Consider the following 14,458-nt stretch of genomic DNA (forward strand, 5'->3'; position numbering starts at 1 on the left):
GATATCAGTCTTCGTCCGTGTCGGCCGCGGTGGCCGTCTCGGCCCCGTCGGTCGCGGCGGCGGGGTCGGCCTCGCCGACCAGTCGGTCGAGTTCTTGCCCGGAGTAGCCGAGTTCGCGGAACACCTCGCGGGTGTGTTCGCCGAGTCGGGGCGGGGGCGACCGAAAGCCGCTCGCGGCGTGTTTGAACTTCAGCGGATGTTCGACGACCGGCACCTCCCGACCGTCGGCCTCCATCGTCCGTACCATCTCACGGGCCTCGGTCTGTTCGTTGTCGAGCGCGTCCGCGACCTCTTGGACCGGCCCGGCGGGGACGCCCGCCTCGACGAGCACGTCCATCCACTCGTCGGTCGTCCGCTCTTCGAGCGTCGACTCGATCTCCGCCTCCAACTCGTCCATCGCGTCGACGCGGTCGGCATTCGTCTCGAACCGCTCGTCCTCGGGGAGGTCGGGGCGGTCGATGGCGTGACAGAACTCCCTCCAGAGCTTCTGGTTGAGACAGGCGACGTTGAGGTGGCTGTCCTTCGTGCGGAACGTCTGGTACGGCGCGAGCACGGGGTCTTTCGTCCCCATCCGGCCGGTCTCCTCGCCCGCGAACACCTTGCCGGCCTGCTTCGTCAACCACGGGAGGGTGGCGTCGAGCATCCCGAGGTCCACGTACTCGCCCTCGCCGGTGCGTTCGCGGCGGTAGAGCGCCGAGACGATGCCGAAGGCGGCCCACATCCCCGTGATGAGGTCCGTCTGCGGCAGGCCGACCTTCACCGGCGGGCCGTCCTCCTCGCCGGTGACGCTCATGATGCCCGAGAGCCCCTGCACCAGCAGGTCGTAGCCGGGACGCTCGCGCCACGGGCCGGTCGCGCCGAACGCCGAGATGTCACAGTAGACGATATCCTCGCAGGCTTCGGCGACGGCGTCGTAGTCGACGCCGAGTCGCTCGGCCGTCCCGGGGCGGAAGTTCTGGACGAACACGTCGGCCTCGGCGACGAGGTCGAACAGCGCCTCCTTTCCCGCGTCGCTCTTGAGGTCGAGTTCGACGCTCCGCTTGTCGTAGTTGACCGTCCAGTAGTACGGCGACTCGCCGTCGAGGAACGGCGGGCCGCTGTGTCGGATGTCGTCGCCGACGTCGGGACGTTCTACCTTGATGACGTCCGCCCCCTGATTCGCCAGCATCAACGAGCAGAAACCGCCGGTGACGAACGTCGAGAGGTCGACGACGCGCACACCCTCGAGTATGTAGTCGTGCGAGTCCATAGCCCCCACAACCCGACCGACCATGAAAAGCGTTACCCTACCTCGCATCACCCACCGCTGACTTCACCGCACGCCGAGCGCCTGCGTCCAGAGGGCGGCGACGACGACGACGGTGAGGGTCATCACGGCGAACCCCGCGACGTAGGAGGCGGTCTCGCTCAGGAGGCGGCCGACGAGCCACGGGTAGACGAGCGCGCCGGCGTTGCCGACGGCGGTCATCCCGACGAGCGTCACACCCGACTCCTCGCCGAGGTTGGCGAACGCGAGGCTGAAAAGCGGCCCGAACGGGAGGCCGAACCCCGCGCCCGTCGCGACGAGCGAGACGAGAAGCAGCGTCCGGTTCCCGCCCGCGAGCCCGGCGGTGACGCCCGCGAGCGTCGCCGCGAGCACGACGAGCGAGAGGAAGGCGGCCGTCGACTCGCCGAGGCGACCCGCGAGCACGCCGCCGCCACCGCGACCGACCACCGTCGCCAGCGAGAACCCGGTGAGGACGACGAGCGCCGGCGCGCCCGCAACACCCGCGAGCACGTCGCTGTACCACGTCGTCGCGACGATGAGGAAGCCGAAGGCGGCCATGTTGCCGAGACCGAGCGTCAGTCCGACCGCCGACCGGAACGGCGCGAGGTAGCGGCCGAGCGGGAGACGCGGCCGGTCGCCGACGGGACGGACGCGGGCCGTCGCGACGCCGCCCGCGAGCGCCAGCGCCAGCGCGACGGCGGCCGGGGCGACGGGGCCGACAATCGCGACGGCGTCCGGCCCCAGCGCCACCCCGGCGGCGAGACCGAGCGTGAACAGCGCGCCGAGCGCCCCCTGCGTGCTCGCGGTCGCCGGCCCCGTCGTGCGGAGACCGCCGTAGGTCATGCAGGCGACGAAGGCGGCACCCATCCCGACGCCGAGCAGGAGTCGCGAGAGGTAGACCACGGAGAGCGCGAGCTCCGCCCCGAGCGCCGCGCCGACGCCGCCGAGGACGAACCCGCCGGCCGCGACCTGGTGGACCGGCCACGTCCGCGCGAGGCGGTCGGCCGGGAGGACGGCGACGAGTTGGCCGAGCAGGTAGACGGTCATCCCCAGCCCCGCCGCGTCCGGAGACACCCCGCGGTCGATGAGCAGCGGGACGACCGCCCCGTACGCGCCGACGGCGATGCCGAGGCCGAACAGCCCGGTGCCGAGGGCGGCGACCGCACTCCACGGTACCGTCTCGGCGGCGACCTCCCGGCGTGCGCCGACGGTCGCACTCATTCGAGGACCGGGAATGGGACGACCCGGACCGAGTCGCCGGCCGCGAGCGGTTCCGTCGTCACGACGACGCCGTCGGCACGGGTCGCCCGCGTCGACGACGAGAGCACGCTCGGGTCGAACGTGTCGGCGTACACGGAGAGCGGCGAGTCGGCGTGTCCCAGCGGCATCGCCTCGGTCGTTCCCGTCTCAGCGTCTCGGTCCAGCGTGACCGGGACGACGTACTCGAACCCCGACGGACCGAGACCGACGTCGCGGGCGAACGTCGCCGCGACCGTCGGTAACGACGCGTCACCGGTGAAAAACGGGCGGGCGACGAGCGTCGCGACGGTGTGTGCGCCGACCGGTTTGCCGGGGATGGCGAACGCCACGGCGTCGTGATCGGGGAGGCGGGCGACGGCGATCGGTTTGCCCGGTCGGACGCGCACTCGGTGGAACAGCACCTCGCCGAGTTCCGCGAGCGCCCGGACGACGTGGTCCTTGTGTCCGACGCTGGTGCCGCCCGTGGTGACGACGACGTCGTGACGCTCGGCGGTCTCGGCGACCAGCGACTCGACGCGGTCGTACTCGTCGGGCGCACTCCCCTCGTACGTCGCCTCGTGGCCCCAGACGTCGACGAGTCCCTGCAGCATCGCCGAGTCGAGATCACGGCTGACGCCCTCGTGGATCTCGGTGCCGGTGGCGACGACGCCGACCGAGAGCCGCCCGTACACCTCGACGGCGTCGCGACCGAGATCGCCGAGCAGGATGGCGTCCTTCGGGCCGAGTCGCTCGCCCGCCGCGAACAGTTCGTCGCCCGCGCGGAAGTTGCTCCCGCGCTCGTAGACGTAGGTGCCGGGCGAGACGTCGGGACCGGCGCGGAGTTCGCCGTCGGCGACGGTCGCGTCCTCGCGCTTGATCACGGCGTCGGCCCCGCGAGGGACGGGCGCGCCGGTGGCAACTCGCGCTGCCTGGCCGGGTTCGAGTTCGCCGGGGTCGCCCTCGGGGAACACCTCGCCCTCGCGGAGTTCGAAGGGGTACGACTCGCGGGCGTCGAAGGCGAACCCGTCCATCGTCGCGTGACTGTGGGCGGGTGCGTCGACGTCGGCGACGACGGACTCGGCGAGAACGCGGTCTCCCACGTCGGCGAGGGCGACGCGTTCGGTGTCTCGGGTCGGCAGGAACGCCTCGCGGAGCGCGAGGACGCGGTCGACCGCTGCCGTCCGGTCGAGCATGTCGTCGTGGTCGTGCATACCGCTCGTAGCGCGGAGGAGGTGAAAACTGTTGGCCCGATCGCTCGGGTTCCGGGCTCCCCGAGTCAGGGGCGAAGTACCGCCATCCCGTGGTGGTCGCCGCGCCGGATGCACTCGTGGAGCGCGGCCACCTCGTCGAGCGAGACGCGCTCCGTGACCACCGGGTCGATACGCCCGTCGGCGAGCAGTCTGGCGGCGCGGACTACCTCGTCTCTCGTCGCGTAGCGCGACCCGAGAAACGAGGCCTCCTTGACGACGAACTCCTTCATCGGCGGGTCGAACCGCCGGTCGTGGTGCGTGGTCAGCGAGACGACTCGCCCGCCCATCGCCAGCGCATCCCAGGCCGTAGAGAGCGTGTCGAGGTCACCGACGGTGTCGACGACGACGGAGGGACCTGTGCCGTCAGCGAGGTCGCGGAGTCGGTCGGCGACGTCGTCGCCGCGGACGTCGACCGGCGTCACCGCGTCCGGGGTCACCTCGTCGACGTGGGCGAGTCGATCCGAGTCGACGTCGGCCGCGAGGACGCGCGCGCCGCGCAGGGCGGCCAGTTGCGAGAGGTGGACGCCGACGCGACCGGCCGCGCCGACGACGAGGACGGTGTCGGTGTCGTCGACCGCGGCACGGTCGCAGACGTGCAGCGGCGTCGCGAGACCGTCGGCTGCAACGGCACCCATCTCGAAACTCGCCTCCTCGGGAAGCGGCAGGAGGTTGCGCGCGGGGACGACCGTCCGCTCGGCGTACGCGCCGTCGCGGTGGACGCCGAGCCACCCGCCGAAGTCGGTACACTGGGCGGTGTCGCCGCGCCGGCAGGCGTCGCAGGCCCCGCAGGTGAGATAGAAGTAACAGAGCACTCGGTCGCCCGGTTCGACGGTGTCGACGCCGGGACCGACGGCCTCGACGACGCCCGCGAACTCGTGGCCGGGGACGCGCGGCGTGAGCGCGGGGTCGTCCGAGAGCCCACCCCGGATCGCGTTCTCGATCGTCCGCGTCACGCCGCAGGCGCGGACGTCGACGACTGCCTCGCCGAAGCCGGGGTCCGGGACGTCGATACGGGTCGTCGTCAGGTCGCCGCCCCACTCCTGGAGGACGACGGCGTCTGTCTGTGTCACGACCGCGAATATGCGAATCGTTCGCATAAAACTCCCGGCGGGGCCGTGCCAACAGTTATGTCTTCGATGATTCATGATAACTTGTCACATGACTCGTTCAGACACTCCGGTCCGGGGTGACTCCCCCGCGACCGACATCGTCGAGTACGACATCGAAGACAAACCACCGGCGAGCGAGGCGGTCCCGCTCGGAATCCAACATCTGCTCGCGATGTTCCTCTCGACGGCGGCGCTCCCCATCGTCATCGCGCGGGCCATCGGGTTGGGGGCGGCCGACACGACGTTCATCCTCCAGATGGCGCTGCTGGTCGCGGGCGTCGCGACCATCGTGCAGGCGTACCCCATCGGTCCCGTCGGTGCGCGACTCCCCGTCGTGATGGGGACGAGCGCCATCTTCGTCGCGCCGCTCATCGACGTCGGCAGCCAGTTCGGCCTCGCGGCCATCTTCGGGGCGGTCATCGTCGCCGCGCCCATCGAGGTGCTCATCGGCTACTTCATCGACGACGTCCGCGGGCTCTTTCCGCCGCTCGTCACCGGTATCGTGGTGATGCTCGTCGGACTCACGCTGATCCCGGTCGCGATGGACTACTCCGCGGGCGGTCCCGGCGCGGCGACGTACGGCAACCTCGAGAACGTCGGCCTCGCGGCGCTCGTCTTCGCCATCGCCATCGGGCTGAACCAGTTCTTCGACGGCTTCCTGAAGATGGTGAGCGTGCTCGTCGCAGTCGTCGTCGGCTACCTCGCGGCGATCCCGCTCGGACTGCTCGACCTGAGCGGCGTCGCGAGCGCGGGGTGGTTCTCGGTGCCGACGCCGCTGGCCTACGGCGTCGCCTTCGAACCGAGCGCCATCCTCGTCGTCGCCTTCGCGTACATCGTCACGGCCATCGAGACCATCGGCGACGTCTCGGGGACGACCGAGTCGGTCGGCCGCGACCCCGAGGGGAGCGAGCTGAAAGGTGGTCTCGTCGCCGACGGCGTGATGAGCGCCGTCGCGGGCGTGTTCAACGCCTTCCCCAACACTTCGTTCTCGCAGAACGTCGGCCTCATCAGTTTCACTGGCGTCGCGAGTCGGTACGTCGTCGCGCTCTGTGGCGCGATGCTCGTCGTCCTCGGGTTCGTCCCGAAGGTGGCGGCGGTCATCGCCGCGATGCCGAACCCGGTGCTCGGCGGGGCGGCGATCGTCCTCTTCGGGATGATCTTCTCGGTCGGCATCCGTATCGTCACCCGCGGCGTGACGCTCACGCAGCGGAACCTGACGATCATCGCCACCTCGATCGTGCTCGGCGTCGGCGTCGAGGTGCGCCCGGACGTGCTGTCGAGTCTGCCGGACGAGGTACGACTGCTGGCCGGATCGGGGCTCATCGCCGGTGGGGTGACGGCAGTCGTGCTCAACGTGGTGCTGCCCGCCGACGAGGTCGACGTCCGGGACCGCGACCCCGACCCTGCGGCCGTCTCGACGGACGGTGGTCGGGAGTAGACAGCGGAAAGAATCGAAAATCGAACCGCTGGGCACCGACTACGCTTCTTTGAACGCGACGCAGCGGCAGACGCTGGACTCGCCGCCCTCGAACCGCCACGGGAAGGTGCCGATCTGGACGCGCTCGTTCAGCAGTTCCTCGGGGACCTGTGCGTTCTCGACGTGGACGATCCCCTCCGGGAACAGTTCGGTGTGCATCAGCTGGTAGCCCTCCGGCGGGAAGATCTCGTCGAGCTCGTCGACGCCGAGTTTCTCCGCCGCCTCCTTTGCGAGTTCGGGACGCACGTCGCGGATCACCGTGTTCATCGGGTGGTCGGCGCTCCCGCAGTCGAGGATGAGGTAGTTGATGTTCATGTCGCGACACCACTCGGCGAACTCCATGTTCGGGCCGGGGTGTTTGCAGAAGAACGCGTGCGGGTCGGCCTCCTCGCGGTGGTAGGCGTACTTCTGGTAGCCGGTGTGGACGAAGAGGATGTCGCCCTCCTGGACGTCACAGACGTCCTCGATCATCTCGCTGGTGTAGACGTCGTAGTCGCCGACCTTGTCGGAGATGTCCGCGACGACGGCGTCGCCGACGAGCTCCTCCAGCGGCATCTCGGCGATGTCGCGGCCGTGAGCGACGAAGTGCTTCTCGCCGTCGAGGTGGGTCCCCGTGTGATTCATGAACTCGATCTTCTGCCCGTTGACCTTCTCGGTGTCGAGACTCTTCTCGTACCACACCTTCGGGTTGTCGTACGTCGGCCAAGCGGGCGTGTCCTGTGACCACGGTTGGGTCAAGTCGTACATCTCGTAGCCGTCAAGCATACATCCGACAGTCCCAAGGCAGGGACTTAACCGTTCGCCCCGCGGTAGCGATCCCCACAATCCGGTCCGAACAGCGCAGTCGACGTCTGAACCCGGCGAAAGCAGCCGCGAGCGCACGTTCGAGGACGAGAGCGCTACTGGTACGCGATGTTGAGTTCGAGTTCGTTCGTCGCCCCCAAGAGCAGCGAGGGGAACTCCTCCTCGAAGCGCTCACCGCGCATCCGGTTGATCGGTCCGGAGATGCTCAGCCCGCCGATGATCTCGCCGTCGGCGTCGGTGACCGGTGCACCGACCGCTCTGAGCCCCTCGATCGTCCCCTGGTCGTTGATGCTGTACCCACGCTCGCGGATACGGTCGAGTTCGTCGAACAGGACGTCGCGGTCCGTGATCGTCTGCTCCGTCAACGACTCCAGCCCGTGACGGGCGATGATCTCCTCGACCCGCTCACGCGGGAGTTTCGAGAGGATAGCCAACCCGGCGGCGCTCGCGTGGACCGGGACGCGCTTTCCGGGGTAGGAGTCCGCCTTGACGGCGTGGTTGCCGGTCTTCCGGTAGACGTACACCGCCCGACCGTGCTCCTCGACCATGAACTGAGCACGTTCGTCGGTCCTGTGGGCGAGTTCGTCGACCTTCTCCATCGCCAACTGGTAGGCGGGGTCCCGCGTCCGCGTGAACTCTCCGAGATCGAGGAACTGGAGGCTGAGCACGTAGCCGTCGTCGGTGTCGACGACGTATCCCCGTCGTTCGAGCGTCTTGAGGTGACGGTGGGCGGTACTCTTCGAGAGCTCGAGCTCCCGAGCGATCGTCGACAGCCGAGCACTGCCGGACGACCGGAGCAGTTCGACCACGTCGAGCGCCTTCTCTACCGACGAGACGGTGTTTGTGTGTGCGTTCATTGATGACGTGATATCAACCCACACCTAATGAAAGTTCCGTATCGTGGGACGACTCTGCCGAGGCAGATTCGATACGCCCAGCAGTTCGAGTCGCCGAACTTGGTCGTTGACTCGTCGGACGAGAGCGCGATCGTCGTCCCGCTCAGCCGAACAGTCACGTGGAAGGAGAGTGAGAGACGTGACTGGCCAGCCAGCCGATATCGTCTCGCCACGGCCCCGGTTTCGGATATCTTCCGGCCGAGAAGGACAGAAACGCCACGGCACGAATGTCACGAACGATGAAGCGAGTGTTCTGCTGTGTCGAACGCTCTCGAATTTGAGCTTCTCGTGCAGATGTCGGAGAGACGTCGTTCTCCGTACCCTGATGGGGGCATCTGATGGACGATCGCTCAGAGTCTCGAGTTCGGAGGCGACTCAGGTCCACAGAGACGACGCTGAGAGGTGTTCCGTATCACGGGAAATCGTCGACGAACGTTGAGCACTCGTCGGCGAGATGGGATTACACGTCTACCACTGTAACGAGGTGCGAGAGCGTAACCGTCACGGACTCGGCGTCGCTCGATAAAACGATAGAGTTGTTCAACTAGATTTTTGTTTTTATTAGTCTATCGAGCGTTCACCGCCCTTTCGCACGTATTTTAGCGTTTGAACCGACGGTCGGAATAGAGTAAAACTCGATGACTGTTTCTACTCAGTTCGTCGAGACGATCTCGACGACGTCACGATGGACGAGGTCGTGGTCGGAGCCGATCTGTCGATTCGCTCGACAGTCGACCCCGTGGAGGAGTCCGTCTCCGATGTCGGAGTGGAGATGGTACGCGAAATCTTCGGTCGTCGAGTCCTCGGGGAGGATGAAGCAGTCACGGAACACTCCCTTCTCGTCTTTCGACCCGTTGGCGCTCCCGGGGAAGATGGCGATCGCTCCCATCACGTCGAACAGCGCCCGTTCCAGTGCGGCCTGCACGCCCGTCCCCTCGTACTGGTGGACGAACTCGCGGATCTGCTCGAGGCCGGCCTGCTGGTCGTCGCTGACGTCGCCGACGATGTCGAAGTCGGCGTCGCCGGGGCGATAGTCGACGACGCCTGCGTCCGCCGCCTTCTTCAGCGCCTTCTCCGCGTGGGCGCTCGCCGGGACGAACGTCAGATGGTCGTAGTCGGGGTCGGTCGTGAGCTCCTCGAAGTTCGCCTGCGCTTCGGGTGTGTCCATCTTGTTCGCGCCGATGATGATCGGTTTCGTCCGCTTGCGGATCTCGCGGGCGAGCGCCTCGCGGTCCTCGTCGTCCCACGTCTCGGGGTCGAGGTCGAGCCCGAGCGAGAGGACGATCTGCTTGATCTCGTCTTTGTTCGTCTTGAACGCGCTCATCTGCTCTGCGAGGTCGACCTCGATCTGCTTCTCCTCCCCATCGTAGCCGCTGCGGTACCGTTCGATCCCCTTCTCCAGGATGTCGAGATACCACATGTCGAGTTCGTTCTCCAGGAAGTCGATGTCGTCGCGAGGGTCGTGACCCTCGGTCGCCTCACCCTCGATGTCGGTCTTCCCCGAGAAGTCGACGATGTGAACGAGGACGTCCGCCTCGTTGAGGTCTGTCAGGAACTGGTTGCCGAGCCCTTTCCCCTCGTGTGCACCGGGGATGAGTCCGGCGACGTCGACGAGTTTTACCGGGACGAACCGCATCCCGTCGTCGCAGTAGCCGACGCTCGGCGTGCACGACTCGTCGAACTCCGGAGCGGCACACTCGACGCGGACGTACGCTTCGCCGACGCTCGGGTCGATGGTGGTGAACGGGTACGCTCCCTCGGGGACGTCGTTCATCGTCGCCGCGTTGAAGAAACTCGACTTCCCCACGGAGGGTTTGCCGACAAGACCGATCTTGTAACTCATTACTCGCTCTGGACGAGCGACGCTGAAAAGCGATTCTACCCGGAAGCCGTATGAGAGAGAAACTCTCGCTTTCCGGTGGCTCTCCTCGCTGTTCGACGACGACCGGTCACCGGTTTCCGCTCGCTTCGACGACCCTATCACGGTCGGACCCCTTCCTCGAACTATGAGCGGCGACACTTTCGGCGTCGGCATCGGCGTCACCGAGACCGATCTCCAGTTTCTCGTTCAGGTCCCCTCCGACATCGACTCGGGATGGACCAACCCCGAAGAGTTCCAGCGACTGGTCGAACAGGCTGTCTGGGAACGACTCGACCAAGACGCCGTCCTCCAACAGATCGCGTCGACGACGCCTGCCGGCGAGACCGTCCGACTCGGGACGGTGACGCTACGGCCGGACGGAACCGTCGTCTCTCACTCGCTCGAGACACTATAGTAACGAGTGCAAGTCATTACTCATCCGATCGCACGCCGTCATGCGGTCGGGTGAGTGACCAGTTGCACAAGCTACTATAGACGCGTCCGAGTGAGCGGTCCCCTGTCCCCACGCCGAACCGTGGGGGTTTCCGGGACGAACCCGAACGTCGTCGTATGCAACCGAGCGACGGGAGTCGACGAGCCGACGAGAGAACCGTCGACGCCGATTCCTCGGTTCGAGCCATGCAGGACGCGGCGCTCGAACGGGCACTCCTCTCGCCGACCGATCGGAGTGATTACGTCGCCTTCGCGGGCGCACTCGAACGCGCCCGACTCGACGGCGATCTGTCTCTCTCCGGCGTGACGGTGCTCGCCTGTCTCGTCGGTCTCCGGCTCGGCCAGTGGGACACCAACCCCCTCGACTTCGCGAGCGGCGGTCGACCGACCGACGACCTCCTCGTCGAAGGTGCAGTCGTCGCGTCGGAACGGTTTGAGCTCTCTTCGACGGAGGCGGCGTCGCTCGCGAACCGCTCGGTCGATGACTTCGAGACCGAACTCGAACGTCGAGATCGCATCGAGTGACGAACCGACGCTCGGTCGGGAGGTCTGCGCCCACCTTCGCGCCGCCAGGCGCGATGGTGGGCCGACTGGCCGTCTCGACTGGTGCTGTCGTTGCGGGCGCGGTGCTGCCTCGTTGCGGACGCGGTGCTGTGACGGGCGCTGGCGGTTGCTCGTTGCTCTCGCGCTCTGTCGGCGCGCTCGCTTCCGGGGGAGTGCTGCTGCTCGTCGCTATAAATGAAACAAGCCCCCGAGCGCCGGTGCTCGGAGGCTATAGTATGAGTGGAGGCGGCGAAGTAGTGTTCCCAGAGGGTCTCCCACTCCAGTACTTGCTACCACGCTGGTGAGCTTAACTTCCGTGTTCGGGATGGGTACGGGTGGAACCTCACCGCTGTGGCCGCCTGAACGCCGATCTACGGAATCGAACCGTAGTTGTGACCACGATCGGTGTGTGGCGTGATGACCGTTGTATACGTGCATTCCAGTTAGCACCTGGACCCGTGTATCGGACACGGTGTCTTCCCATGCGGTATGAATGTGGCTTGGACTGTTAGTGCTCGCGGGCTGAACGCCTCGTTGCCTCGGCGCGTACACCCCGAGTCTATCGAACTCGTCTTCTACGAGTGTCCTCGGTGGTACTTCTTTTTCATGTGGGTTTCGAGCTTAGATGCGTTCAGCTCTTACCCCGTGGTGCGTAGCTTCCCGGCGGTGCCTTCTCAGACAACCGGTACACCAGTGGCACCCAAACGTAGTTCCTCTCGTACTATACGTTCGTTCACGTCAAGTACCGTAACACCCCCAATAGATAGCAGCCGACCTGTCTCACGACGGTCTAAACCCAGCTCACGACCTCCTTTAATAGGCGAACAACCTCACCCTTGCCTGCTTCTGCACAGGCAGGATGGAGGGAACCGACATCGAGGTAGCAAGCCACCGGGTCGATATGTGCTCTTGCCGGTGACGACTCTGTTATCCCTAAGGTAGCTTTTCTGTCATCTACGGCCCGCATCAAGCAGGCTCGTAGGTTCGCTAGACCACACTTTCGTGTCAGCGTCCCTCGTTAGGCAGGACACTGTCAGGCTTCCGTTTGCTCTTGCGCTCTTCCTCGGGTTTCCGACCCGAGTGAGGAAACCTTGGGGCGCGCTCGATATCTTTTCGAGCGCGTACCGCCCCAGTCAAACTGCCCGGCTACCGGTGTCCTCCGCCAGGAGTGAGAGTCGCAGTCACTAACGGGTAGTATTTCACTGATGCCTCGGTGGCCCGCTAGCGCGGGTACCTGTGTAACGGCTCCTACCTATGCTGCACATTAGCGACCACGTCTCAGCGACAGCCTGCAGTAAAGCTCTATAGGGTCTTCGCTTCCCCTTGGGGGTCTCCAGACTCCGCACTGGAACGTACAGTTCACCGGGCCCAACGTTGGGACAGTGGCGCTCTCGTTGATCCATTCATGCAAGCCGCTACTGAAGCGGCAAGGTACTACGCTACCTTAAGAGGGTCATAGTTACCCCCGCCGTTGACGGGTCCTTCGTCCTCTTGTACGAGGTGTTCAGATACCCGCACTGGGCAGGATTCAGTGACCGTACGAGTCCTTGCGGATTTGCGGTCACCTATGTTGTTACTAGACAGTCGGAGCGCCCGAGTCACTGCGACCTGCCCTTCTGCGGGGCAGGCATCCCTTCTCGCGAACTTACGGGACTAACTTGCCGAATTCCCTAACGTCGGTTGTTCCCGACGGGCCTTGGCTTGCGCTGCCAGAGTACCTGTGTCGGATCTCGGTACGAGTACCACGCTCGTCTTTTCACGGGCTCTGGGTACCACCGACTTGCGCTGTCCCGGTGTTCGCTCGCTTCTTGCCGTTACGGCGTCCACGAGTTTCTCCGGTTCGACCGGGCGAAGGCCCGGCTCGGTGTTTCCCAAAGCGTCGACTTTTGATGGTGGTAGTACTGGAATATTAACCAGTTCCCCGTTTGTCCTACTCGAATTACGATAGGACTTAGGATCGACTAACCCTCGGCTGATTGGCAGTGCCGAGGAACCCTTACTCTTCAGGCCGTCGGGGTTACTCACCCGACTTTCGCTGCTACTGTGACCAGGATTTTCGTTACTGCGTGGTCCACACGAACTCTCGCCCGTGCTTCCACCCGCGCAGAATGCCGACCTACTCGATCGCCCGATGAGGGGCGCGGTCAGGTCTCGGAAGTGGATTTGAGCCCCGATCATTTTCGGCGCCTCGAACCTCGGCCGGTAAGCTGTTACGCTTTTCTTAGAGGGTAGCTGCTTCTAAGCTCACCTCCCGGCTGTTTAGGGCTCGAGACCACCTTCAATCGCACTTAATCCACATTTGGGGTCCTTAACCAGACTCTAGGTTGTCTCCTTCACGGTACCCAAGCTTACCCCGGAGTACCGGATTCCTCGCGTCCACGGCGTTCGTAAGTTCGGAGTTCGACAGGGAGGCCGACTCCTCTCGGAGGCGGGTCTCCCAATCGGTCGCTCTACCTCACGAACTACCTCGGCGAAGGTCATGCTTCGACATGTTTCGGTCGGAACCAGCTGTTGCCGAGTTCGATGGGCCTTTCACCCCTACACGAAGGTCACGAGAGGGTATTGTAGGACACCAACTCTAACAGGCCTCCACGTGCCTTTCGGCACGCTTCACCTTGCCCTCGTGTAGATCACTCGGTTTCGGGTCGTGTCCGGTTGACTCCCCGCGCTTGAACACGGTGGCCCTCGTCTTCCGAAGAAGACTGCGGCCGTATCGGTTTCCCTACGCCTTCCATGATACTCATGTTAGACTCGCCAACCAAACACACTCCCTGGTTCGTTTTTCAAAACGCACGACGGAACACCGGCTCCTCTCGAGTCCTACTGTCGGATCGCTCCGAGGTCGTTCGTCGAGAGGCCTTCTATGCCCCGTCGCTCTATCGCCAACTGATTTCAAGCCCTATTGCACCGCCCTTCTCGGGGTGCTTTTCAGCGTTCGCTCACGCTACTTGTTCGCTATCGGTCTCGAGTAGTGTTTAGTCTTCGCGGTCGATGCCCGCGAAATTCACGAGGGATATCCAACCCCCGCTACTCTGGAGCTGACGCGTCTCGTACTGGTCTGACTTACGGGATTGTCACCCTGTTTCATACTCCGTTCCAGGAGATTTCAGTCAGAGGGTCGGAGAGTGAGAGTCAGTCCGAACACCACATGTCCCGTGAGGGATTCGGTTTGGACTGTGTCGCGTTTACTCGCCGTTACTGACGACATCGCGTTTGCTTTCTTTTCCTGTCGGTACTGAGATGTTTCAATTCCCGACGTTCCCCATTGCGCAAGGCAATTGCGGTGAGGATTCCTATTCGGAGATCACTGGTTCTTTGTCTCCATGCGACTCCCCAGTGCTTTTCGCAGCTTGGCACGTCCTTCTTCGGCTCTCGAGCCGAGCTATCCACCAGCTGGCACAGTAGCCATTCTACTGATTCGGTGAATCAACCAGATGGTTGATTCGAGAGTCAACTCGTAGTGAGTTGACTCGGTGGGAACACTCCACTGCCCGATAAACGGGTCCAGTGGGTGCCTGGAATGCACGTACACACGGTCGTCATTACACGTCCCGAGGTG

At 64.8% G+C, this 14,458-nt stretch carries 10 protein-coding genes and 2 rRNA genes; 3 read left to right on the forward strand and 9 right to left on the reverse strand.

Going from position 1 to position 14,458, the window contains the following annotated elements; genetic code table 11:
- Positions 1 to 4 precede the first annotated feature (4 nt).
- The 4 genes from EOHIBHHM_RS15300 to EOHIBHHM_RS15315 all read right to left on the reverse strand — a co-directional run bounded on the left by EOHIBHHM_RS15300 (position 5) and on the right by EOHIBHHM_RS15315 (position 4,826).
- On the reverse strand, positions 5 to 1,249 hold the full coding sequence (locus EOHIBHHM_RS15300) for a CaiB/BaiF CoA transferase family protein (RefSeq protein ID WP_497252070.1): 1,245 nt from the start codon (positions 1,247 to 1,249) through the stop codon (positions 5 to 7).
- A 63-nt stretch (positions 1,250 to 1,312) separates the two neighbouring features.
- Complete coding sequence (locus EOHIBHHM_RS15305) at positions 1,313 to 2,488, reverse strand: MFS transporter (protein WP_497252072.1); 1,176 nt, start codon at positions 2,486 to 2,488, stop codon at positions 1,313 to 1,315.
- Entirely contained in the window at positions 2,485 to 3,717 is a 1,233-nt protein-coding gene (locus EOHIBHHM_RS15310) for a molybdopterin molybdotransferase MoeA (protein ID WP_497252074.1), read from the reverse strand. Before EOHIBHHM_RS15310 ends, EOHIBHHM_RS15305 begins: the two co-directional genes overlap by 4 nt.
- 65 nt (positions 3,718 to 3,782) lie before the next feature.
- Positions 3,783 to 4,826 (reverse strand): alcohol dehydrogenase catalytic domain-containing protein, encoded by a 1,044-nt coding sequence (locus EOHIBHHM_RS15315; RefSeq protein WP_497252076.1) that lies wholly within the window; start codon positions 4,824 to 4,826, stop codon positions 3,783 to 3,785.
- A gap of 88 nt (positions 4,827 to 4,914) precedes the next feature.
- On the opposite strand from EOHIBHHM_RS15315, the gene EOHIBHHM_RS15320 reads away from it, so the two are divergent.
- The gene (locus EOHIBHHM_RS15320) at positions 4,915 to 6,303 is read left to right on the forward strand and encodes a uracil-xanthine permease family protein (protein ID WP_497252078.1); all 1,389 of its coding nucleotides are present in this window, start codon (positions 4,915 to 4,917) and stop codon (positions 6,301 to 6,303) included.
- 39 nt (positions 6,304 to 6,342) lie between these two features.
- Here EOHIBHHM_RS15320 and EOHIBHHM_RS15325 read toward each other — a convergent pair whose 3' ends face one another.
- The 3 genes from EOHIBHHM_RS15325 to EOHIBHHM_RS15335 all read right to left on the reverse strand — a co-directional run bounded on the left by EOHIBHHM_RS15325 (position 6,343) and on the right by EOHIBHHM_RS15335 (position 9,885).
- Positions 6,343 to 7,107, reverse strand: coding sequence for a cyclase family protein (locus EOHIBHHM_RS15325; RefSeq protein ID WP_497252080.1), 765 nt, complete (start codon positions 7,105 to 7,107; stop codon positions 6,343 to 6,345).
- Positions 7,108 to 7,241: 134 nt separating this feature from the next.
- Positions 7,242 to 8,003: an IclR family transcriptional regulator gene (locus tag EOHIBHHM_RS15330; RefSeq protein ID WP_497252082.1), complete on the reverse strand. Its 762-nt coding sequence runs from the start codon at positions 8,001 to 8,003 to the stop codon at positions 7,242 to 7,244.
- Positions 8,004 to 8,694: 691 nt separating this feature from the next.
- Entirely contained in the window at positions 8,695 to 9,885 is a 1,191-nt protein-coding gene (locus tag EOHIBHHM_RS15335; protein WP_497252084.1) for a redox-regulated ATPase YchF, read from the reverse strand.
- 163 nt (positions 9,886 to 10,048) lie between these two features.
- Here EOHIBHHM_RS15335 and EOHIBHHM_RS15340 point away from each other — a divergent pair, with 163 nt between their 5' ends.
- Both EOHIBHHM_RS15340 and EOHIBHHM_RS15345 read left to right on the forward strand, forming a co-directional pair.
- Positions 10,049 to 10,318 carry a DUF8124 family protein gene (locus EOHIBHHM_RS15340; RefSeq protein ID WP_497252086.1) on the forward strand — a complete coding sequence of 90 codons (270 nt, stop codon included), beginning with the start codon at positions 10,049 to 10,051 and terminating at the stop codon, positions 10,316 to 10,318.
- 155 nt (positions 10,319 to 10,473) lie between these two features.
- Complete coding sequence (locus EOHIBHHM_RS15345) at positions 10,474 to 10,881, forward strand: hypothetical protein (RefSeq protein WP_497252088.1); 408 nt, start codon at positions 10,474 to 10,476, stop codon at positions 10,879 to 10,881.
- A 259-nt stretch (positions 10,882 to 11,140) separates the two neighbouring features.
- Here the strand turns inward: EOHIBHHM_RS15345 and rrf are convergent.
- Positions 11,141 to 11,262, reverse strand: a 5S ribosomal RNA gene (rrf, locus tag EOHIBHHM_RS15350).
- Between the two features lie 125 nt (positions 11,263 to 11,387).
- Positions 11,388 to 14,313, reverse strand: a 23S ribosomal RNA gene (locus EOHIBHHM_RS15355).
- Between the last annotated feature and the right edge of the window lie 145 nt (positions 14,314 to 14,458).

This window comes from Halogranum roseipondis, assembly GCF_059695585.1.